Annotated in this window: 20 protein-coding genes; 10 read left to right on the top strand and 10 right to left on the bottom strand. The window is 69.6% G+C overall.

Going from position 1 to position 21,261, the window contains the following annotated elements:
* Positions 1 to 45 precede the first annotated feature (45 nt).
* Positions 46 to 285: a con-10 family general stress protein gene (locus KCG34_RS03970; protein WP_211939102.1), complete on the bottom strand. Its 240-nt coding sequence runs from the start codon at positions 283 to 285 to the stop codon at positions 46 to 48.
* A 206-nt stretch (positions 286 to 491) separates the two neighbouring features.
* Between KCG34_RS03970 and KCG34_RS03965 the strand changes: the two genes are divergently transcribed.
* Positions 492 to 1,172, top strand: coding sequence for a DUF1345 domain-containing protein (locus tag KCG34_RS03965; protein ID WP_249138210.1), 681 nt, complete (start codon positions 492 to 494; stop codon positions 1,170 to 1,172).
* 10 nt (positions 1,173 to 1,182) lie between these two features.
* Here KCG34_RS03965 and KCG34_RS03960 read toward each other — a convergent pair whose 3' ends face one another.
* The 6 genes from KCG34_RS03960 to KCG34_RS03935 form a co-directional block, all read right to left on the bottom strand.
* A complete protein-coding gene (locus tag KCG34_RS03960) occupies positions 1,183 to 1,572 on the bottom strand; it encodes a response regulator (RefSeq protein WP_211939101.1) in 390 nt (129 codons plus the stop codon).
* 116 nt (positions 1,573 to 1,688) lie between these two features.
* Complete coding sequence (gene cysN / locus KCG34_RS03955) at positions 1,689 to 3,587, bottom strand: sulfate adenylyltransferase subunit CysN (RefSeq protein WP_211939100.1); 1,899 nt, start codon at positions 3,585 to 3,587, stop codon at positions 1,689 to 1,691.
* On the bottom strand, positions 3,587 to 4,528 hold the full coding sequence (cysD, locus tag KCG34_RS03950; protein WP_211939099.1) for a sulfate adenylyltransferase subunit CysD: 942 nt from the start codon (positions 4,526 to 4,528) through the stop codon (positions 3,587 to 3,589). The genes cysN and cysD overlap by 1 nt, the downstream gene beginning before the upstream one ends.
* A gap of 245 nt (positions 4,529 to 4,773) precedes the next feature.
* Entirely contained in the window at positions 4,774 to 6,150 is a 1,377-nt protein-coding gene (locus tag KCG34_RS03945) for an ATP-binding protein (protein WP_211939098.1), read from the bottom strand.
* Positions 6,147 to 6,893, bottom strand: coding sequence for a response regulator (locus KCG34_RS03940; protein ID WP_249138209.1), 747 nt, complete (start codon positions 6,891 to 6,893; stop codon positions 6,147 to 6,149). The genes KCG34_RS03945 and KCG34_RS03940 overlap by 4 nt, the downstream gene beginning before the upstream one ends.
* A gap of 68 nt (positions 6,894 to 6,961) precedes the next feature.
* Positions 6,962 to 7,657 carry an MBL fold metallo-hydrolase gene (locus KCG34_RS03935; protein ID WP_211939096.1) on the bottom strand — a complete coding sequence of 232 codons (696 nt, stop codon included), beginning with the start codon at positions 7,655 to 7,657 and terminating at the stop codon, positions 6,962 to 6,964.
* Positions 7,658 to 7,775: 118 nt separating this feature from the next.
* On the opposite strand from KCG34_RS03935, the gene hrpB reads away from it, so the two are divergent.
* The 3 genes from hrpB (at position 7,776) to KCG34_RS03920 (ending at position 12,485) form a co-directional block, all read left to right on the top strand.
* The gene (gene hrpB / locus KCG34_RS03930) at positions 7,776 to 10,214 is read left to right on the top strand and encodes an ATP-dependent helicase HrpB (protein ID WP_211939095.1); all 2,439 of its coding nucleotides are present in this window, start codon (positions 7,776 to 7,778) and stop codon (positions 10,212 to 10,214) included.
* 263 nt (positions 10,215 to 10,477) lie between these two features.
* Complete coding sequence (locus KCG34_RS03925) at positions 10,478 to 12,082, top strand: APC family permease (protein ID WP_211939094.1); 1,605 nt, start codon at positions 10,478 to 10,480, stop codon at positions 12,080 to 12,082.
* Between the two features lie 145 nt (positions 12,083 to 12,227).
* Positions 12,228 to 12,485 carry a hypothetical protein gene (locus KCG34_RS03920; RefSeq protein WP_211939093.1) on the top strand — a complete coding sequence of 86 codons (258 nt, stop codon included), beginning with the start codon at positions 12,228 to 12,230 and terminating at the stop codon, positions 12,483 to 12,485.
* Between the two features lie 17 nt (positions 12,486 to 12,502).
* Here KCG34_RS03920 and KCG34_RS03915 read toward each other — a convergent pair whose 3' ends face one another.
* Positions 12,503 to 13,294 carry a TrmH family RNA methyltransferase gene (locus KCG34_RS03915; RefSeq protein ID WP_211939092.1) on the bottom strand — a complete coding sequence of 264 codons (792 nt, stop codon included), beginning with the start codon at positions 13,292 to 13,294 and terminating at the stop codon, positions 12,503 to 12,505.
* The gene (locus KCG34_RS03910) at positions 13,291 to 14,208 is read right to left on the bottom strand and encodes a class I SAM-dependent methyltransferase (RefSeq protein WP_211939091.1); all 918 of its coding nucleotides are present in this window, start codon (positions 14,206 to 14,208) and stop codon (positions 13,291 to 13,293) included. The genes KCG34_RS03915 and KCG34_RS03910 overlap by 4 nt, the downstream gene beginning before the upstream one ends.
* Before the next feature lie 139 nt (positions 14,209 to 14,347).
* On the opposite strand from KCG34_RS03910, the gene KCG34_RS03905 reads away from it, so the two are divergent.
* From KCG34_RS03905 to KCG34_RS03890, 4 genes are all read left to right on the top strand, one after another.
* Positions 14,348 to 14,983 (top strand): TetR/AcrR family transcriptional regulator, encoded by a 636-nt coding sequence (locus KCG34_RS03905; RefSeq protein WP_211939090.1) that lies wholly within the window; start codon positions 14,348 to 14,350, stop codon positions 14,981 to 14,983.
* Positions 14,984 to 15,167: 184 nt separating this feature from the next.
* The gene (locus KCG34_RS03900) at positions 15,168 to 15,908 is read left to right on the top strand and encodes an ABC transporter substrate-binding protein (protein ID WP_249138208.1); all 741 of its coding nucleotides are present in this window, start codon (positions 15,168 to 15,170) and stop codon (positions 15,906 to 15,908) included.
* Positions 15,905 to 16,891 carry a FecCD family ABC transporter permease gene (locus tag KCG34_RS03895; protein WP_211939089.1) on the top strand — a complete coding sequence of 329 codons (987 nt, stop codon included), beginning with the start codon at positions 15,905 to 15,907 and terminating at the stop codon, positions 16,889 to 16,891. Before KCG34_RS03900 ends, KCG34_RS03895 begins: the two co-directional genes overlap by 4 nt.
* Entirely contained in the window at positions 16,888 to 17,658 is a 771-nt protein-coding gene (locus KCG34_RS03890; protein WP_211939088.1) for an ABC transporter ATP-binding protein, read from the top strand. Before KCG34_RS03895 ends, KCG34_RS03890 begins: the two co-directional genes overlap by 4 nt.
* On the opposite strand, the gene KCG34_RS03885 is transcribed toward KCG34_RS03890, so the two are convergent.
* Complete coding sequence (locus KCG34_RS03885) at positions 17,655 to 19,787, bottom strand: lytic transglycosylase domain-containing protein (protein ID WP_249138207.1); 2,133 nt, start codon at positions 19,785 to 19,787, stop codon at positions 17,655 to 17,657. The genes KCG34_RS03890 and KCG34_RS03885 overlap by 4 nt on opposite strands.
* A 130-nt stretch (positions 19,788 to 19,917) precedes the next feature.
* Between KCG34_RS03885 and dapA the strand changes: the two genes are divergently transcribed.
* Positions 19,918 to 20,805, top strand: a complete 888-nt coding sequence (gene dapA, locus KCG34_RS03880) for a 4-hydroxy-tetrahydrodipicolinate synthase (protein WP_211939087.1) — start codon at positions 19,918 to 19,920, stop codon at positions 20,803 to 20,805.
* Positions 20,802 to 21,251, top strand: a complete 450-nt coding sequence (gene smpB, locus KCG34_RS03875) for an SsrA-binding protein SmpB (protein WP_211939086.1) — start codon at positions 20,802 to 20,804, stop codon at positions 21,249 to 21,251. Before dapA ends, smpB begins: the two co-directional genes overlap by 4 nt.
* Positions 21,252 to 21,261 lie beyond the last annotated feature (10 nt).

The following is a 21,261-nucleotide window of genomic DNA, read 5'->3' as shown; positions in this document are numbered from 1 at the left end:
GAGGGGGACCGGAGCGGGCGGCTTTCGCCGTTCAAGCGGAACGGGTCAGGAGCGCGTGTTGGCCGGCTGGGTGGAGGCGTCGGCCCGCCGGCGTCCGCCACCGTGCGAGGCTTCGCCGCCCTTGCGTCCCGCCGCCGCGGCCAGGTCGCGATCCTGTGAGAAGCTGCGCTTTTCGTCCGGCACGCTGGCGCCGCCCTTGCGCGCGATTTCCCGCTGGCGGGCCTTGTCCATGGCGGCGAATCCGCGATGCGCCGGCTTGGTTTGGGGGGTGGTTGGCTCAGTCATCGGTACTTCCTGTTCACTGAGGGCGCGATGAGCAACGCCCGGTCGGGGGGAGCGGTCTCGAACAAGCGATCCGCGGCTCGGCCTAAGTGGGGCCAGGTCCGGACCCGCGTCAGTGGCAACGCTTCATTTAAGCCAAAGGTTCGCCCGAATGGCGCGGAAATGTTGGAATCGGGCCATGCTTCACGCGGAAGTGAGGAGCGTCAGCCGTGTCCGACCAGGAAATGAGCACCAAAAGATACGCCCCGCACCATTGGCGGCTCGCGGTCGGGGCCGTGTTCGGTATTTTGCTTTTGGTCGCAAGCCCATTGCTGGGCGCCCCGCCCGCTAGCCGCATCCTGATCGCCTGGAACGGGGGAGCGGCGCTCTATCTGGTCCTGACCTGGCGGCTGTTCGTCACCGCCACCACCGAAGAGGTGCGGTGCCGCGCGTGCAACGAGGACGAGACGCCATGGGGCCTTCTGACCCTGGTGGTCAGCGCCATCCTCGCCAGCCTCGTAGGCATCGTGCTGGCCATGATCGAAAGCAAGCATGGCTCGCCATTCGAGCAAAACCTTGTGGCGGGATTGGCCGCAGCGACCCTGGTGGTCTCTTGGCTGATGCTGCAGACCATCTTCACGCTTCACTACGCCCATCGCCATTTCGGCGAGACCGGCGAGGACGGTGAAATCGTCGGCGGCTTCAAGTTCCCGGGCGATCCGCCGGAAACCTATCTGGACTTCGCCTACCTCTCGTTCTGCATGGGCGCGACCTTCCAGGTCTCGGACACAAATGTCGAGCGCGCCAGCCTGCGCAACCTGATCACCGCCCATGGCGCGGTGGCCTATCTTTACAACACCGCGATCCTGGCCCTGGGCATCAACCTGCTGTCCAGCCTGATCGGGCACTGACGGGGTAGGATCAGCCCTCGCGCAGTTCCAGCCCCAGGCTTTCGGTGGCGCGGGCCAGGTCCAGCTCGGTGTAGGGCTTGGCGACCACAGTGACGCCGCGATCGCCCTGGAACTGGGCGCGCAGCTCGTCTTCCTCATAGCCGCTGACCACCACCACGCGCAGCTCCGGATGGCGGCGTCGAAGCTGTGTGACCAGCTCGTCGCCCCGGCCATCGGGCAGGCCGACGTCGATCACGGCCAGGGCCGGACGCAGGCCACCTTCGATCGCGTCGCGGGCCTCCTGGGCGCTATGGGCCACGATCGGCTCATAGCCGATCGATCTGAGGCATTCTTCCGCGACGATGGCCACCAGGGGCTCGTCTTCGACCAGCAGGACCTCGAACGAGGTCTGTACGCTCACTAAAATACCTGAGCCGGAGGTCTGCATAGACGAGCCAAATCCTGTAACTCCACGCCGACCGCGGACGACGGGGCAGGTTAGGGGATCGCGTCAGAGGTCACAATAGCGCCTACAGGTCAGATCCGACCGGCCCGCTCCAATGCCTCGACGATGCGATCCGCCGCCTCCTGGGCGCTCAGGTCCTCGGTCGCCACCACGATCTCGGCCGCCTCCGGCGCCTCATAGGGCGAGGAGACGCCGGTGAAGTTGGCGATCTGGCCGTCCAGGGCCTTGGCGTAGAGCCCCTTGGGGTCGCGGGCGATGCAGGCTTCCAGCGGGGTGTCGACGAAGATCTCCAGGAACTCGCCGGCCTCGAACAACTCGCGCACCATCCGCCGCTCGGCGCGGAAGGGCGAGATGAACGAGCAGAGGACGATGGTCCCGGCCTCGACGAACAGCTTGGCCACCTCGCCGACCCGGCGGACGTTCTCCACCCGCTCGGCGTCGGAGAAGCCCAGGTCGCGGTTCAGGCCGTGGCGGACATTGTCGCCGTCCAGGAGGAAGGTGCGCACACCGCGCTCGTGCAGGGCGCGCTCGACCAGGTTGGCGATGGTCGACTTGCCCGAGCCCGAGAGGCCGGTGAACCAAAGGGCCGCCGCCCCGTGGCCGTTCAGGCGCTGGCGATCCTCACGGCTGACCAGCAGGGCCTGACGATGGATGTTGCCCGCCCGGCGCAGGGCGAAGTCGATCATGCCTGCGCCCACCGTGGCGTTGGTGTAGCGGTCGATCAGGATGAAGGCGCCGGTCTCGCGGTTGTCGGCATAGGCGTCGAAGGCGATCGGCGCGCTGGTCGACAGGTTGCAGACCCCGATCTCGTTCAGGGCCAGGCTGCGGCCGGCCAGGTGCTCCTGGGTGTCGACGTCGATGCGATGCTTGAGCGCCGTGACCTTGACCGGGACGTGCCGCGCGCCGATGCGCATCAGATAGGGGCGGCCGGGCAGCAGGGGCTCGTCGCCCATCCAAAGGACATGGGCGGCGAACTGGTCGGCGACCTCGGGCCGCGCGGTGGCGGGCGCCAAAAGGTCGCCGCGGGCGATATCCACCTCGTCGGCCAGGGTCAGGGTCACGGCGTCGCCGGCCCGGGCCTCGGCCAGGTCGCCGTCATAGGTGACGATCCTGCGGACGGTGCTCTCGCGGCCCGAGGCGGCCACTGTGACCCGGTCTCCGGGGCGAACCACACCCGAGGCGACCGTGCCGGAAAAGCCACGGAAATCCAGGTCCGGCCGATTGACCCATTGCACCGGGAAGCGGAACGGCTTGGCCGCCGCATCGGAAACGACGTCGATGGTCTCCAGATGCTCGACCAGCGTCGGCCCGCGATGCCAGGGGGTGTTGCTGGAGGCCCGGGTGACGTTGTCGCCGTGGCGGGCCGACATCGGGATCGGGGTGATCGAGCAGAAGCCGAGGCCCTCGGCGAAAGCCGCATAGTCGGCGACGATCCGGTCGAACACCGCCTGGTCGTAGTCCACCAGGTCGATCTTGTTCACCGCCAGCACCACATGGCGCACGCCCAGCAGCGAACAGATGTAGCTGTGCCGCCGGGTCTGAGTCAGCAGCCCCTTTCGCGCATCGACCAGGATCACCGCCAGGTCCGCACCCGAGGCGCCGGTGGCCATGTTGCGGGTGTACTGTTCGTGCCCAGGCGTGTCGGCGACGATGAAGCTGCGCCGGTCGGTGGTGAAGAAGCGATAGGCCACATCGATAGTGATGCCCTGCTGCCGCTCGGCCTCTAGGCCGTCGACCAGCAGCGCCAGGTCGATGTCCTCGCCCGCGGTCCCATGCCGGCGGCTGTCGCGCTCCAGGGCGGCCAACTGGTCGTCCAGGATCAACTTGGAGTCATAGAGCAGCCGTCCGATCAGGGTCGACTTGCCGTCGTCCACCGAGCCGCAGGTCAGAAAACGCAGCAGGCCGCGCTCGGCGGTCTCGACGGGGATCTCGACCGACAGTTCGGTCAGGGGGGATTGCGCGCCGTCCATCAGAAATAGCCCTCGCGCTTCTTCTTCTCCATCGAGGCCGACTCGTCGGAATCGATCAGCCGCCCCTCGCGCTCGGAACTGCGGGAGGCGCGCATCTCGGCGATGATGTCCTCCAGGCTGTCGGCCCGGGACTCCACCGCCGCGCTCAGCGGATAGCAGCCCAGCGAGCGGAACCGCACCCAGCGGGTCTCGGGGACCTCGTCGGGGAGGAGCGGCATGCGCTCGTCGTCGCGCATGATCAGCATGCCGTCGCGCTTCACCACCGGCCGCGGGGCGGCGAAATAGAGCGGCACCACGGGGATGTTTTCGCTGCGCGTGTATTCCCAGATGTCGAGCTCGGTCCAGTTGGACAGGGGGAAGACGCGAATGGTCTCGCCCTTGTTGATCCGGGTGTTGTAGAGCCGCCAGAGCTCCGGCCGCTGGTTGCGCGGGTCCCAGACGTGGCCGGCCGAGCGGAACGAGAACACCCGCTCCTTGGCCCGGCTCTTCTCCTCGTCGCGCCGCGCGCCGCCGAAGGCCGCGTCGAAGTCGTACTTGTCCAGAGCCTGTTTCAGGGCCTCGGTCTTCATCACCTGGGTGTGCAGGGACGAGCCGGAGGCGATCGGGTTGATCCCGCGCGCCAGGCCTTCCTCGTTGGTGTGGACCAGCAGGCGCACGCCATAGCGCTCGGCCACCGTATCGCGGTGGCGGATCATGTCGCGGAACTTCCAGGTGGTGTCGACATGCAGCAGCGGGAACGGCGGCTTGGACGGATAGAAGGCTTTGGCCGCCAGGTGCAGCATTACCCCGGAATCCTTGCCGATCGAATAGAGCATCACCGGGTTGTCGAACGCCGCGGCGACCTCGCGAATGATTTCGATCGACTCGGATTCAAGCCGCCTCAGGTGCGCGGAAAGCGGGCGGCGCTCGGTGGCGGCGGGCAGGCCCAGGACTGCGGACATCGGACAAAAGCTCCCTTCCGCGCGCCGGCCATGGCGCGGGACGGGAGATCAATTACAGCCTGAAGCCGCGCTCCGCAGCGCATCTTATCTTTGGCGGCGGATAGAGAAGCTAACAGGGCTGCGCGTGGTTCGAGACGCCCGCTGGTGCGGGCTCCCCACTATGAGGGGTTTTGCGAAGGGCGCCCAAACTTAGTCATGGCGAGGAGCGGCCCGTCAGGGACGCGTCTCGAACCCCGCACAAAAACTCACACGGCCCCGAGCGGAAGGAGCACTCGCGCGGTCAGGCCACCCCCTGGCCGGTTGTGCAACGTAGCATCTCCGCCGTGAGCCCTGGCGATCGAGCGCACCACCGGAAGGCCCAGGCCGATACCGCCCGTGTCCCGCGACCTGGAGCCCTCGCGCCTATAGAAAGGCTCAAAGACCCGCTCCAGCTCTGTCTCGGGAATGCCGGGTCCCTTGTCGTCGATTTCGACCACGGCGGCGTCGCCCGCGGCGCTGACCCCGACCCTGGCCGAGCCGCCGAACTTGATGGCGTTTTCCAGCAGGTTGTTGAACAGGCGCTTGAGGTCGATCGGATCGCCCTCGACCACCACCCGCTCGGCATGGGCGACCGAGACATCAAGGCCCGTCTCGCTCATCTCGTCAGCCAGGCTTTCCAGCAGCGAGGACAGCTCCAGCTTGGAGCGGTCGGCGCGCTTGGAGGCGTCGCGCACGAAGGCCAGGGTGCCCGAAATCATCGCCTCCATCTCGGCGATGTCTGCGACCATCTTCTCGCGCAACGGCTCGGGCGCCTCCTCCAGGCGGAAGCGGATTCGGGTCAGGGGCGTCCTCAGGTCGTGGGCGATGGCCCCGACCATGGCGGTGCGGTCGCCGACATAGCGGGAGAGGCGCTCCTGCATCTCGTTGAAGGCGCTGACCGCTACCCCGACCTCGGCCGGGCCGCGCAAGGCCAGGGGCTCGGCATGGGGGTCGCGGCCCAGGCGCTCGGCGGCCTTGGCGAAGGCCACGATCGGCGCGGCGAGGCGGCGCGAAAAGATGTAGGCCAGCGGGATCAGCGCCACCAGGCTCAGGCCCAGCCACAGCAAAAGCCGCCGCTGCCAGGGCGAGGGCTGAAGGGTGTGCTTGGGTTCGACGATCAGCCAGCGCCCGTCCGGCTGCTGCACCGAGACGCTGAACGGGGCGATGACGAAATGGTCGTCGGCCAGGCGCCCGTCATGCGCCATCTGGCTGCGGATCAGGCGGATGGCCCGCCGGTCGGGATAGCGCGAGAATTCGACCAGGAAGGCGATCCGGCTGGGATCGACGCCGATCAGGTCGCCCAACTCCTTGCGGTGCAGCGGCATGTCGCGCCGGTCGAAGTCCGCCCCCTTGTCCGGCCTGTCGGCATAGTGGGCGGTCAGGATCGGCCGATCCTTCTCAACCGCGGCCTTGCCGGTTCTGATCAGCTGGGCGATCTCGCTGACCCGGTAGAAATAGGGCAGGGGCGCCGGCAGGTTGAAGATCACCAAGAGGTTGATGGCGATCGCCGCCAGAAGGCTCAGCACGCTGAGCGCCAGGGCCTGCAGGAACAGGGGGGCGGCGGCGCGCCGCCGGGCGCTGGGCTGGGCCTCCGCCGTCGTCATGTCCGGGTGACGCGGGCCGTAAACACATAGCCCTCGTTGCGCACGGTGCGGATCAGTTCCTGGCCGCCGACGCCGTCATCCAGCTTGCGGCGCAGGCGGCTGATCTGCACGTCGATCGCCCGGTCATAGGCGTCGCTGTCCGGGCCGCGGGCCAGGTCCAGCAGGCGGTCGCGGGTCAGCACCCGCTGCGGCCGCTCGATGAACGCCTGCAGCAGGGTGAACTCGCCGCTCGACAGGTTGACGATCACCCCCTGGGGCGAACGCAGCTCGCGTCGGACCAGGTCCAGCCGCCAGCCGGCGAAGCTGCAGCCGGCGCCCAGCGGCGGGTCGCTCGACGCCCGCGGCTCCTGCCGTCGGCGCAGCACCGCCCGGATGCGGGCCAGCAACTCGCGCGGATTGCAGGGCTTGGGCAGATAGTCGTCGGCGCCCAGCTCCAGGCCGATGATGCGGTCGGTCTCGTCGCCCATGGCGCTCAGCATGATGATGGCCGGCGCCTCTCCGCCCGCCATGCGCCGACAGATGGCCAGGCCGTCCTCGCCGGGGAGCATGATGTCGAGCACGATCAGGTCGATGCTGCCGCGGCTCAGCATCGCCTCCATCTCCTGCCCGTCGGCCGCGGTCTCCACCGCATAGCCGTGCCGCCGCAGGAAATCGGAGACCGCGTCGCGGATCCCGGGATCATCGTCGACCATCAGCACATGGGCCAGCGGATCCTGTTCGGTGCGGCCTTGGGCGTCTTGCATGTCGGTTTCCATGCCCCTTTTATCCCAAAGGGTGATGGCATACAGATTTCACCGGTGAAACCCCGCCGTCAGCCCCTCAGTTCACGATCGATTTCAAGGGCTTCGTCGGAAACGAAGGGGTTGATCCGCCGCTCCGCGCCAAAGGTCGACATGGGTCCATGGCCCGGCACGAAGCGCACCTGGTCGCCCAGCGGCCACAATTTGCCGGTGATGGACTCGATCAGCTGGCGATAGTCGCCGCGCGGGAAGTCGGTGCGGCCGATCGAGCCCTGGAACAGCACGTCGCCGACCTGGGCGAACATGGCCTGGCGATGGAAGAAGACGATGTGCCCCGGCGTGTGTCCGGGGGTGTGATAGACTTCGAACTCGGTCTCGCCCAGGGTGACCACGTCGCCGTCGTCCAGCCAGCGGTCGGGGGTGAAGCCGCGCGCGTCGGGCATGCCATAGCGCTGGCCGCTGGCTTCGATCTGGTCGATCCAGAACTGGTCGTCCTTGTGCGGCCCCTCGATCGGAACCCCGGTGGCCGCCTTCAGCGCCGAGGCGGCGCCGGCATGGTCCAGGTGGCCGTGGGTGATCCAGATCTTTTCCAGCGTCAGGCCCTGGTCGTCGATGGCGTGCAGCAGCCGCTGGACCTCGCCGCCCGGGTCGATCACCGCCGCCTTCTTCGTCTTCACGCACCAGACGATGGTGCAGTTCTGCTGCAGCGGCGTGACCGGGGCGATCACGGCCTTGATCGGTAGGGGGGCGGTCTGGGTATCGCTCATCGAACATCCAAGCGGCGGGGGCTAAGCCTAGAATAGGGGCCTGATCGCCGATCACCAATCCCTCGCGAAACGCCGCGCCCGGATGACGCGGGCGGCGCTCGCGGCTATGGCAGGCGCGATGCTGCCGATCCACGACGCCCTTCCGGCCCTGAAGGCCGCCCTCGCCGAGCGCAGCTGCGCCGTGGTGGTGGCCCCGCCGGGCGCCGGCAAGACCACGGTCGCGCCCCTGGCCCTGAAGGACGAGCCCTGGGTAGCCGGGGGCAAGCTGATCGTCCTGGAGCCGCGGCGGCTGGCGGCGCGGGCCGCGGCGGCGCGCATGGCCCAGAGCCTGGGCGAGCCTGTCGGCGAGACCGTCGGCTTCCGCGTGCGGCTGGAATCCAGGGTTTCGGCCCGCACCCGGATCGAGGTGGTCACCGAGGGCGTCTTCACCCGCATGATCACCGCCGACCCCGGCCTCGACGGGGTGGCCGCGGTGCTGTTCGACGAATTCCACGAGCGCAGCCTCGACGCCGACCTGGGTCTCGCCTTCGCCCGCGACAGCCAGGGCCTGCTTCGCCCCGATCTGAGGCTGGTGGTCATGTCCGCGACCCTGGACGGCGCGGCGGTGGCGCGGCTTTTGGACGGCGCCCCGGTGATCGAGAGCCAGGGGCGCGCCTATCCGGTCGAGACCCGCTACCTCGGCCGCGATCCCGCGGCCCGGATCGAGGACCAGGCCGAGCGGGCGGTGCGCAAGGCGCTGGCGGAAGCGGAGGGCGGCGTCCTCGTCTTCCTGCCGGGCCAGGGCGAGATCCTGCGCACCGCCGAGCGGCTGGCCGCGCGCTTCGAAGGCTCCAACATCGACATCGCCCCGCTCTACGGCGCCCTCGAGCCCAAGGACCAGGACCGGGCCATCGCTCCGTCGCCCCCAGGCCGGCGCAAGGTGGTGCTCGCCACCGCCATCGCCGAGACCAGCCTGACCCTCGAAGGCGTCCGCGTCGTGATCGACGCCGGCCTGGCCCGTGTCCCCCGCTTCGATCCGGCCAGCGGCCTGACCCGCCTGGAGACCGTGCGCGTCTCCCGCGCCTCGGCCGACCAGCGGCGGGGGCGGGCGGGGCGCACCGCCCCTGGGGTCTGCTACCGCCTGTGGGATGAGCCCGAGACCCGCTCCCTGATCGCTTTCGAGCGGCCAGAGATCCTGGAGACCGACCTCTCGCGCCTGGCCCTGGACCTGGCCCGCTGGGGCGCACGGGACGCCGACGAGCTCAGCCTGCTCGACCGGCCGCCCGCGGCGGCCCTGGCCGAGGCGCGGGCCCTGCTGACCCGCCTGGGCGCCCTGGATGCGGCCGGCGCGCTCACGGCCCACGGGCGAGCCATGGGCGAGCTGCCCTTGGCCCCGCGCCTGGCGCACATGGTCATGGCGGGGGCGGCGAGGGGCGCCGGCCGCCGTGCGGCCCGCATCGCCGCCCTGCTGACCGAGCGCGGCCTCGGCGGCCGCTCGGCCGACATCGCCACGCGCCTGGAAGGCTTTGCGCGCGATTCCGGCCCCCGGGCCAAGGGCGCCGCCGCCCTGGCCGATCGCTGGGCGCGGCTTGCGGGCGGCGGTGATTCCAAAGGCGAAATTGACGACGGCCTGCTGGTGGCCGAGGCCTTTCCCGAGCGGATCGCCAAGGCCCGCGGCAAGCCCGGCGAATACCAGCTCGCCAACGGCCGCGGCGTGACCCTCGATCCCGCCGATTCGCTGGCCCGCGAGCCCTGGCTGGCGGTGGCCGAACTGGGCGCCGGCGAGGCCCGCGACCGAATCCTGCTGGCCGCCCGCCTCGACGAGACGGCGCTGAGGGTCGCGTTCGCCGATCGGCTGGTGCGCGAAGAGCGGCTGGAGGCGTCGCCGAACGGGCGCCTTCGAGCCAAGGAAACCCTGTGGCTGGGCCGGCTCGCGGTCGAGGAGCGCCTGATCACCGACCCGGACCCCGCCCTGATTCGCGCCGCCCTGCTGGACGAGGTCCGCCGGCGTGGGCTCGAGGCCCTGCCCTGGGGCGCCGCCAGTCGCTCCTTGCGCGAGCGCGCCGCCTTCGTGCGGGCCAGCGGGGGCGAGGCGCCCGACTTCTCGGACGAAGCGCTGCTGGCGGACCTCGAGGCCTGGCTAGGGCCTTTGCTGGCGGGCCGCACGTCGCTGAACGGCCTTGCTGATTCGGACCTCCTGGAAGCCCTGCGCGGCCTCGCGCCCTGGGATGTCCTGCGCCGCCTCGACGCGGAGGCTCCGGTGCGCTGGACGGCCCCGACCGGAACCACCCACGCCATTGATTACGCCGCCGAGGGTGGGCCCAGGGTCGACATCCGAGTGCAGGAGCTGTTTGGGCTCAACGTCCATCCCACAGTCGGCCGCAGCGTCCCGCTGACCCTGGCCCTGCTTTCGCCGGCCCACCGCCCGATCCAGCTGACCAAGGACCTGCCGGGCTTCTGGCGCGGCTCGTGGAGCGATGTGCGCAAGGACATGCGGGGGCGCTATCCCAAGCACGTCTGGCCCGAAGACCCCGCCGCCGCGGCGCCGACCTTGAGAGCTAAGCCGAGGGCGGGGTGAGGAAAAGTGCGAAGCGGTTTTCCGCTCGCACCCCGCCCTAGTCCTAGGAATCGATCACGCTTTTCGGCTTTGGATCGTCTCGATCCAAAGCCGGCGTGATCGTGGCCTAGGCATATTCTTGCACCAATCCGCGTCTCAGCGGCATGAAGGGGTGAGCGGCGATCATGTTGCGGTGCGAGATTGCCCGAACGCATCGACCTCGCTAGCTTGCGCCCTTCCTCGGCATACGCACCGGGCTAAATAGGGAATACAGGGACAACCAGATGGCGAATGTTGCAGCCCCCGGCCGAGGCATCGGGCGCATATTCTTACGAAAATCGGTCGCACAGATTCAGGCCGAACACGAACACGGCGAACTGAAGCGGTCCCTGGGCGCGCTCAATCTGGTTCTTCTCGGCATCGGCTGCGTGATCGGCACCGGTATCTTCGTTCTGACCGGTCGTGCTGCGGCTCAGTTCGCCGGCCCCGGCATCATGATCTCGTTCGTCATCACCGGCATACTCTGCGCCTTCGTCGCGCTCTGCTACGCCGAACTGGCTTCGGCCCTGCCGGTCTCAGGTTCAGCCTATTCCTACACCTACGCCTCGATGGGCGAGGTGGTGGCCTGGGTGATGGGCCTTTTGCTGCTGCTCGAATACGGCCTGGCGGCCTCGACCGTGGCGGTGGGCTGGTCGGGCTACGCCGTCAGCCTCTTGCAGGACGTGGGCGTACACATACCGCCAGCGCTCACAGCGGCCCCCGGGGTTTCTGTGACCGACGCGGGGGGCCATGTGATCGGCACGGGCGTCATGAACCTGCCGGCTGCGCTGGTTATCGGCGCCGTCACCTGCCTGCTCGTAGCGGGCGTGTCGGAATCGGCGACGGTCAACAACATCGTCGTGTTCATCAAGCTGACCGTGGTCATCGCCTTCATCGTCATCGGCTCGCGCTTCGTGCATCCCTCCAACTGGTCGCCGCTGATCCCGGCCCAGGTTCCGGCGCCGCCCCCGGGCACCCCCATGGACATGGGCCACCAGATCTTCCGCGCCCTGGGCGACGTGATCACCGGCAACAGCCATTCGCGCTATGGCGTCGGCGGGGTGATCCACGCCGCCGCCGTGATCTTCTTCGCCTACCTGGGCTTCGAGGCGGTCTCCACCGCCGGGGCCGAGGCGCGCAACCCGTCCCGCGACATGCCGATCGGCATCCTGGGCGCCCTGGTCATCTGCACCATCCTCTACATCCTCACCTCCGGCGTGCTGGTGGGCATCGTGCCCTACGCCTCGCTGGACAATCCCGCCCCGATCGCCACCGCGGTGAACCAGATCGGCATGCCGTGGTTCGCCATCCTGGTGAAGATCGGCGCCATCGCCGGCCTTTCCAGCGTCATGCTGGTGCTGCTCTACGGCCAGACCCGCATCTTCTACACCATGTCCAAGGACGGCCTGCTGCCGGCCTCGCTGGCCACCGTGCACAAGAAGTTCAAGACGCCCTGGATCAACACCATCATCGTCGGCATCGCCGCCGCCGGCGCGTCGGGCCTGCTGTCGCTGGACGCCCTGTCGGATCTCTCAAACGTCGGCTCGCTGGCGGCCTTCGCCCTGGTCTGCGTGACGGTCTTCTACCTTCGCGTCTCGCACCCGGATCTGGAGCGGCCGTTCAGGACTCCGTTGTTCCCCTGGGTGCCGATCCTTGGCGCAGTCATGTGCGCGGTCTTGCTGATGAGCCTGATGTCCACCGCCGCGACCCGGAACTTCTTCCTCATCTATCTGGCCGGCGGCATCGTCATCTACTTCGTCTTCGGCCTGTGGAACTCCAAGCTCGGCAAGGGCGAGCTGGTCATGGGCCACGAGGCGACCCCGATGGAACTGCCTCATACGGGCGAGTAATCGCTTCCTGATTGCGGGGTCCGGGCCGCTGCTCGGACCCCGTTTTCAATACTGCTCAGCTATTCGTGATGACCGGCCAGATAGCCAAGCCCCGGGCCTGTGCTAAGCTCGCTCAACGGCTCACGATAACAACCGGAGCAGTACTATGGCCGCAAGCGCCGTCCATCCTTCCACAACCGAACCGGAACTCGCCGCCCACGCGATGGCCTATCACCGCTTCATGCTCGGCGTGAAATGGGTGCTGGTCTTCCTGGCCGCGTTCCTCACCTGGTCGACGATCACCTTCGCCACCGCCGGCGGCTTCTGGCTGGGGACCCTGTGCGGGATTGTGGTGTTCGCCATCGGCGTGTGGGCCATGCGCAGTTTCCTGGCGCATTCGACCGAGAGCGACAATCCGGTCTGAGGTTGGGCGAAGCCGCCCTACGGCGTCGCCGCGTAGATCATGATGCCGGTGGCCACCGACAGGTTCAGGCTGTCGGCGCGGCCGCGCATGGGGATCTTGACGTTGACGTCGCAGGCCGCCGCCAGCTCGGGCGGCAGGCCGGCTTGCTCATTGCCCATCAGGATCAGGGTCGGGTCCTCGTAGCGGGCCTGGCGATGGTCGATCGTGGCGGTCAGAAGCGTGCCCACCACCGAGCCCGGCCAATGCGCGCGCCAGGCCAGGAACTCGGCAACGGTCGCCTTGTACAGCGGCACGGCGAAGATCGAGCCCATGGTCGCCCGCACCGCCTCCACCGAATAGGGATCGCAGCAGTCGCCGACCAGGATCACCCCGCCGCAGCCCGCGGCGTCGGCCGTGCGCACGATGGTGCCCAGATTGCCCGGATCGCGCACCGCCTGCAGCGCCACCCAGCACCGCGCCGCCTTCGGCTTCAGCGCCATGAGGTCATGGAACAGCTGCGGAAACACCGCGATCACCGTCTGGGGGTTATCGCGGCGGGAAACCTTTTCCAGGATCTCGCGATTGACCTCGACCACGTCGCCGCCGGCCTTTTCGGTGGCCTCGGCCACGCGCCGCAGCACCGGCATGCCGGCCGCCTCCGGGCCATAGAGCAGGATGCGCGGTGTGCGCCCCTGGTCGACCGCCTCGCCGACCAGCTTCAGCCCCTCGGCCAGGAACAGGCCCGATTCCTCGCGCTCCTTGCGCATATGCAGGGCGCGCACAGCCTTGACCGTGGGGTTGGTCAGGGAGGTGACTTGGCGCGCGCTCATGGCTCGCGGCTCCAGCGGGCGAAGAAGGACAGGCCCACGCCCCGCGCCGCCTGGGAGGGATTGCGGACCTCCTCCATCAGGGCCAATTCGCCCCAGTCGATCCGCCCGCCACGTCCGGCCATGGCCTCGGCCGTGAGCCCAGCCAGGGACAGGCCGGAGATCCGTTCGGCATAGCCGTTCAGCAAGAGGAAGGACGCATCCGGCGAGAGCAGCTGCACGCAGTCGGCCAGGAGGCCCGGCAGGTCCTCGAACAGCCGCCAGACCTCGCCCCCGGGGCCGCGGCCGTATTTCGGCGGGTCCAGGACGATGCCGTCGTACTGCGCCCCGCGCCGCACCTCGCGCTGTACATAGCGGCGGGCGTCCTCGCAGATCCAGCGGATCGGCCGGTCGGCCAGGCCTGACAGTTCGGCGTTCTCCCGCGCCCAGCCGATCGCCTTCTTCGAGGCGTCCACATGGGTCACCTGCGCCCCGGCGGCAGCCATCACCAGGCTGGCGACGCCGGTATAGCCGAACAGGTTCAACACCTTGCCCGGCCCCGCCCGGACCGCGCCGTCCAGCCACTCCCAGTTGGCCGCCTGCTCGGGAAAGAAGGCCAGGTGGCGGAAGGCGGTGAAGCGGCCCTTGAAGCGGATCTCCCGCCAGGCCAGCGGCCAGGTGTCCTTGGGCTGGGCCTTGAAGCGCCAGCGCCCGGCCTCGTCCTCGTCGGCCGGGTCGAACACCGCGTCGGCGGCGTCCCATTCACCTTGGCTGAGCCGCGGCGCCCACAGGCATTGGGGTTCCGGCCGCACCACCCTGTAGGGGCCGTAGCGTTCCAGTTTGCGCCCGCCACCGCTGTCGACCAGGCCATAGTCGCGCCAGCCGGTGGTGCGCATCACGATGGGCGCGGGGGCGATTTCGGGATCAGCAAGCTTCATCGCCCCCGATTACGCGGCGAAAGGCCGGCCCGTCCAGTATCGCCCGTTCGTTGACTGCGCTTGAAACGGAGTTCCCTTGCGGTAACAGTGGGATTTTCGCTATGTGAATCAGACTAACTCTCGTGGGGACCCGCCGATCGTGACGCTCACCGCCGTTCAGCCCGTCAAGTCCGCCCGCAAGGCCAAGGGGGACGGCCACCTGCGCCGGGCGGAGATCTTGCGCGCGGCCGAGACCATCTTCGTGCGCGATGGCTATCAGGGCGCGACCATCCGCAAGATCGCCGACGAGGTCGGGGTGTCTTCGACCGCCCTCTACATGCACTTCCGCGACAAGGACGAGATCCTTCTCGAGATCGCCGAGACCATGGTCGGCCAGCTGTTGGCCAGCAACACCGAGATCGCCGGCCGGCCGCTGGACGCGGTGACCAAGGTGCGGCTGATGCTGGCCGCCTACATGCGCTTCGGCCTGGAGAACCCCAACGCCTATCGCCTGGTCTATCTGGCGAAGTCGGACGAGGAGGGCGGCCCGCAGAACGAGCGGCTGACCGACATCTCGGCGCGCTGCTACGAGGCCTTCCACGGCGCCGTGGCCGAAATCGAGGCGGACGGTCGGCTCGGGGTCGGCAAGAGCGACATCGCCGCCCACGTGCTCTGGAGCGCCTGCCACGGCCTGGTGGCCCTGCGCATCACCCGCACGCAGCTGGCCTGGGAGGACAACGAGGTCCTGATGTCGACGATGCTGGACGGCATCTTCGACGGCCTCCTGACCCGCTGACGCCATGCGCCCGCCTGATCACGTCGATTTCGGATCGACGTGATCCGAAATCGACGTGATCGAGTCTGAAATGGTTGAGCGGGACGCGGGCGAAAAACCGCTTCGCACTTTTTCTCGTCCCGCCCTGGGCGGTCTGGCGGCGCTTGGCCTGATCGTTGTTAGCTTGAGCAGTCCGGCGCGGGCGTTGACGCCGCGTGTATTTTCGCTCGACCAGTGCGCCGATCAGTATGTGATCGCGCTTGCGCCGCGCAGCTCGATCGTCGGCGTCTCGCCGCGCGTCGGGGACGCGGATTCTTATCTCAGGGCCCGGGCCGCCGGTTTGCCGCGGCGTCGCGCGACGGCCGAGTCCGTCCTGGCGGCCCTGCCCGATCTCGTCGTGCGCTACTGGGGCGGCGACGCCCGGCTGGACGCGGTCCTGGCCAAGCGTCGGGTCAAGGTCGTACGCATCGAGGAGGCGGAGGGCTTCGACGGCGTACGCGCCAACCTCCGGCGCGTGGCGACGGCGCTGGGCCAGGCGCCGCGGGGCGAGGCTCTGATCGCGCGCCTGGACGCCCAGCTGAAGGCGGGGCGGGGGACCTGGGGCGGCCGCAGCGGCTTCTACCTCACCCCTGGCGGCTTCACCGCCGGCAAGGGAACCCTGATCGACGCCATGCTCGCCGGCGCGGGCCTGACGGGCGCCGCCGCCCCCGGCTATGCCGCGGCGCCCACGGAAAAGCTGGTGCTGAACCCGCCCGACCGCATGGTGCTGGGCTTCTTCGACGGACCTGCTGCGCGCTCCGCCGCCTGGGGGCCGGGCCGGCAGAGCGTGCTGCGCAAGCTCGCCGCCGGCCGCACCGCCGCCAGCCTGCCGGGCAGCATTCTCGGCTGCCCCGCCTGGTTCATCGGCGACGGGGTCGAAGCCCTGGCGCAGCGGGCGCCGCGATGAGGCCGACCCGCCAGACCGTCCTGCTCGCCCTCGGTCTGCTGGTGGTGGCCGGCTTGGCGGTCACCCTGGGCGAAACCGCGCTCAGCGCCGCCCAGTATCGTGACGCCCTGACCCGTCCCGGCTCGCCCGCGGCCGAGATTCTTTGGAGTCTGCGCGCGCCGCGGGTCTGTGTCGCCGCCCTGGTCGGCGCCGCGCTCGGCCTCTCGGGCGCAGTGATGCAGGGCCTGCTCCGCAACCCCCTGGCCGAGCCCGGCGTGCTCGGCGTCTCCGCTGGCGGCGGGCTCGGCGCGGCCACGGCCATCGCCTTCGGCCTCTCGGCCCTGCCGGGCGCGGTGCAGTTCGCAGCGCTGGGCGGGGCCCTGGCGGCGGGGGGGCTGGTGGTGCTGGCCGCGGCGCGCTTCCGCGAGCCCGAGACCCTGATCCTGATGGGCGTGGCGCTCTCGGCCTTCGGCGGCGCCCTGACCGCGCTGGTGTTCAACTTCTCGCCTTCGCCGGTGACCACGGCCGAGGTGATGGCCTGGCTGATGGGCTCGGTGGCCAATCGCGACTGGTCCGACGCCCTGTGGGCCGCGCCGGCCATGCTGGCGGGCCTCGGCCTTTGCCTCTACGCCCGGCCCGGCCTTCTGATGATGACCCTCGGCGAGGAGACCGCGGCCCTGTCCGGCCTGCCCATGGCGCGCTTAAGAGCCGCAGCCGTCGCCGGCGCAGCGCTGCTGACCGGAGCGGCGGTGGCGATCTCGGGCGTGATCGGCTTTGTCGGCCTCGCCGCGCCGCACCTGGTCCGCGGCGGCGCGCGCAACGACCCGGCCGCGATCCTGGCGCCCTCCGCCCTGGCCGGAGCCATGCTGTTGGTCGGCGCGGACTTGGTGGCCCGAATCCTGCCGACCGAGGTTGAGCTTAGGCTGGGCGTCGTCACGGCCCTGTTCGGCGCCCCCCTGTTCGCCGCCATCGCCTGGCGCGCGGCGCGGAGCTGGCGCGGATGACGGCGCGGGGCGAACTTGCAGGCGCCTCGGTGCGCGTCGCCGGCCGCAGCGTGCTGGAGGCCGCCAGCCTGCACATCGAGCCCGGCGAGATGGTCGGGGTGGTCGGCCCCAACGGCGCCGGCAAGACCACGCTGCTGCGCGCGCTCCTGGGTCTCGCGCCGCTCGCCGCCGGCCAGGCCCTGCTCGGCGGCCGGCCGGTCTCGGGCCTCTCGGACGCCGAACGCGCGGCCCTGGCCGCCTACATGCCCCAAGAGCGGCGGGTGGCCTGGAGCCTGCCGGCCTGGCGCATCGCCGCCCTGGGCGCCGTCGACCGGCCTGCCGGCCTGGCCCGCGCCGCGGCGCTGGAAGGCCTCGCCCGGGTCGGGCTCGCCGAGCTTTGCGAGCGCGGCGTGCTCGACATGTCCGGCGGCGAGCGGGCGCGGGTGCTCTTGGCGCGGCTGCTGATCACGCGCGCGCCCCTGCTGGTGGCCGACGAGCCCACCGCAGGCCTCGATCCCGACGCTCAGTTCCTGGCCCTGGAGCAGCTGCGCCTGGAGGCGAGGGCGGGGCGCTCGGTGCTGGTCACTCTGCACGACCTGACCCTGGCGGCCCGGACCTGCGACCGCCTGGTGGTGCTCGCCGAACACCACGTCCTGGCCGACGCTGCGCCGTCAGAGGCCCTGTCGCCGGAAATTCTCGCCCGCGCCTTCCAGCTTGAAGGGGCTCTGGTCGATACGCCCGCCGGCCCGACCCTCGCCGCTCGCCGGCTGCATCCTGGCCGATCCTAACGGTTGGTGGTCGAGGACGGGATCAGGGTCTCGGCGGACGATGATGTGGTGGTCGCCGGGCTCAGGCTCTGGGCATAGGTGGTGTAGCCGCCGCGCTTCAGGTCCGCCGACAGGGTCAGGGGCGCGATGCCGCTGTTCATCCGCGCGCGATAGACCTCCGTCGCCTCCAGCACCCGCATGACGTAGTTGCGGGTCTCGGAGAAGGGGATGCACTCGACGAAATCCACCGGGTCGACGCTCGAGGTGCGCGGGTCGCCGCAATAGGTGACCCACTCCGCCGGCCTGCCCGGCCCGGCGTTGTAGGCCGCCGCCGCCAGCACGTAGGAGCCGGAGAAGTCGTTGATCATGTGGCCCAGATAGGCTGCGCCCAGGCGCATGTTGTAGTCGGCCTCGTCCAGCCGGCTCGGCGAATAGGGCTCGCCGATGCGGCGGGCCACGGCGTGGGCGGTCTCGGGCATCAGCTGCATCATGCCCCGCGCCCCGACGCCGGAGCGCACGTGCGGGTCGAAGCCGCTCTCCTGGCGGGTGATGCCGAACACGATCGCCGGCTCGGGCGCCTCGCCGCCGCTGGGGGCCATGCGCACCGGATAGCCGCGCTCAGGCAGCACATGGCCGTTGTGCGCCGCCTTACGCACCACCTTCATCGCCAGGTCCTGGTCGCCATAGGAACGGGCGAGGTCGATGAGCAGCGCGCTCTCGGCCCCGCCGGGCAGGGTCTCGTCCACCGACAGGACGAAGGTGCGGAACAGGTCGCGCTCGTCCAGGTCGCCCAGCATGCGCGTGGCCCGGATCAGCTCGCGGCCGTCGAAGCGGGCGCGGTCGGCGGGGGTGGGGTTGGGGTCGTGGCCCAGCACCAGCTCGGTCTGGCCGGCCCGCTCGGCCGCCAGCTGGCCGTAGAAGGTGGTGGTGTACTGGGCGCCGGCCTGGAAGAAGGCGGCGGCGACCTCGTCCTCGCCCATAGCCTGGGCCGCCCGGCCGCGCCAGTAGAGGGCGCGCGATTGGGTGATGGGGGCCAGGCCCACCCTTTGAATCTCGCCGAAATACTGGTCGGCCGTGACTGGGTCGTGCAGCTTGGCCAGGGCGATCCAGCCCGCGTAGAACTCGGCGGCGGTGAAGTCCTCGCCGTTGGCCAGGCCCGTGTGGGCGGCGGCGGCATAGGCGGTCTTGTAGTCGCCGATCTTCAGGGCCGCGTTGATCATCTGCCGGCGGACGGTCCAGTTGCGGCTGGCGGCGTCGTCATTGGGCGCGTCGGTGGGGAAGTGGGCCACCAGCGGCAGGGCTTCCATGTCCAGGCCGCGGTTGTGCAGGTAGCGGGCGCGCTCGATGGCCAGGCCGGGATCATCGGCCACCGAGGCCGGCAGGGCCGCGACCAGGCCGGGGGCGCGATAGCTGTCCTCACGCAGAGCCATGCGCGCCTCGGCCAGGGCCTTCTGGTCGGGCGGAAGCAACGGCAGCATGTCGCGCAGGGACTGGCCCTGCGGGCCGTAGAGCAGGGTGTCGGCGCGCTTGATGTGGTCGTCGACCGTCAGCATGGCGCCGAAGCGGTTGTACATCTGGTGCTGGGTTTCCAGGTCCAGCTCGTGGTTGCGCCACCAGCGCCGGATCAGCGCCTCGGCGTCGGCCTGGCGGTTGAGTTGCTGATAGGCCGTGGCCAGGGCCATGGCGCCCATGGCCGAGACCGGCTCGGAGCCGCCGAACCAGGCGATGGTGGCCGCAGGCCCCTGGCCGGAAGTCTCCAGAACCTTTTCCGCCGCCTGCTGGCGCCGCTGGGCCCGGGGCCAGCCGGCGAGGTCGCGGCGCGCCTGGTCGAGCTGCAGGAAAGAGAGCTGCTCGCCCGTGGCGTCGATGGTGGCCCACAGGGCCAGCTTGCGCGCCACCGGGTCGCTGATCGAGGCCATGGCCGTCTGGGCCGCGGCGCCTTCTCCCCGCCTGGCCGCATGCAGGGCGGTCAAGAGCGCGCTGCGGTCCGATTCGCTCAAGGGCGAGGCCTGGGCGATCAGCGGGAATTGAAGCTGGGTCTGGGCGTCTTCTTCAGGAGCGGTCGCGGGCGCGCCGGAAATCTGGGCGTTGGCGGAGGTTTCCAAGAGCCCGATCATCGCCAGCGCGGAAAGGGCGCGAAGCAGGGACACCGACAAAATCATCTACTCCGAAATTCCGCCCGACTGGGCGGTTGCAGCGACGGGGCCCGGGGCCATATTGTCCGCGGCGAAAACGGCCGCAAGCACGGTCGCCTCCCTCTCACGGCAATTTGCGTAAATCATGACCCTTCCTCTCTTCCGGGGCGTCTTCCCCGCCTTGATCACGCCCTTTCGTGACGGCCAGCTGGACGAGAAAGCCTTCGTCGCCCTGGTCGAACGGCAGATCGCTGGAGGGGTCCACGGCCTGGTGCCGGTGGGCACCACCGGCGAGACCGCGACTCTCAGCCATGATGAGCATAGACGAGTCGTCGAACTATGCGTCCAAACCGCGCGCGGCCGTGTGCCCGTGATCGCCGGCGCGGGCTCCAACTCGACCCATGAGGCGATCGAGCTCGTGGGCCACGCCAAGGCGGTCGGCGCCGATGCGGCTCTGGTGGTGACGCCCTATTACAATCGGCCGAGCCAGGAGGGCATCTACCGCCACTACGCGGCGATCAACGATGCGGTCCAGCTGCCGGTCATCGTCTACAACGTGCCCTCGCGGACCTCGAGCGACGTGACCAACGAGACCCTGGAGCGGCTTTCCAGGCTGCCCAACATCGTCGGCATCAAGGACGCCACCGGCGATATGACCCGCACCAGCTTCCAGCGGCTGATGTGCGGGCCGGACTGGGTGATGCTGTCGGGCGACGATCCGACCGGCCTGGGCTACATGGCCCATGGCGGCCACGGCTGCATCTCGGTCACCGCCAATGTGGCGCCCAAGGCCTGCGCCGACTTCTACAACGCCTGCCTGCAGGGCGACTTCGACGCCGCCCGGGCGCGGCAGGACAAGCTGGTCCGGCTGCACAAGGCGCTGTTCCTGGATTCCTCGCCTTCGCCGACCAAGTTCGCCCTGGCGCACCTGGGCCTCTGCACCGACGAGGTTCGCTTGCCGATCGCGCCCTGCAGCGATGCGGTCAAGCCGGCGATCCTGGAGGCCATGGCCGAGGCCGGCGTGCTCGAATGAAGCTGATCGCCGAGAACCGGCGGGCGCGGTTCGACTATTTCCTGGACCAGACCTTCGAGGCCGGCCTGTCGCTGACCGGCACCGAGGTCAAGGCCCTGCGCGAGGGGCGGGCCAACATCGCCGAGTCCTATGCCGCGACCGAGGGGAACGAGATCGTCCTGGTCAACGCCTATATCCCCGAATACGGCCCGGCCAACCGGTTCAACCACGAGCCACGGCGGCCGCGGAAACTGCTGCTTCACCGCAAGGAGATCGACCGCCTGCTGGGCGCCGTCCAGCGGGAAGGGCGCACCCTGATCCCGACCAGGCTCTATTTTAACGACAAGGGCCGGGTGAAGCTGGAGCTGGCCCTGGCCAAGGGCAAGAAGCTGCACGACAAGCGCGAAACCGAGGCCGACCGCGACTGGAAGCGCGAACAGGGGCGGCTGATGCGGGAGAAGGGATAAGCCCTGTTTC

Source organism: Phenylobacterium montanum (assembly GCF_018135625.1).
Classification (GTDB): Bacteria; Pseudomonadota; Alphaproteobacteria; order Caulobacterales; family Caulobacteraceae; genus Poindextera; species Poindextera montana.
This window is presented reverse-complemented; position numbering and strand designations above follow the sequence as displayed.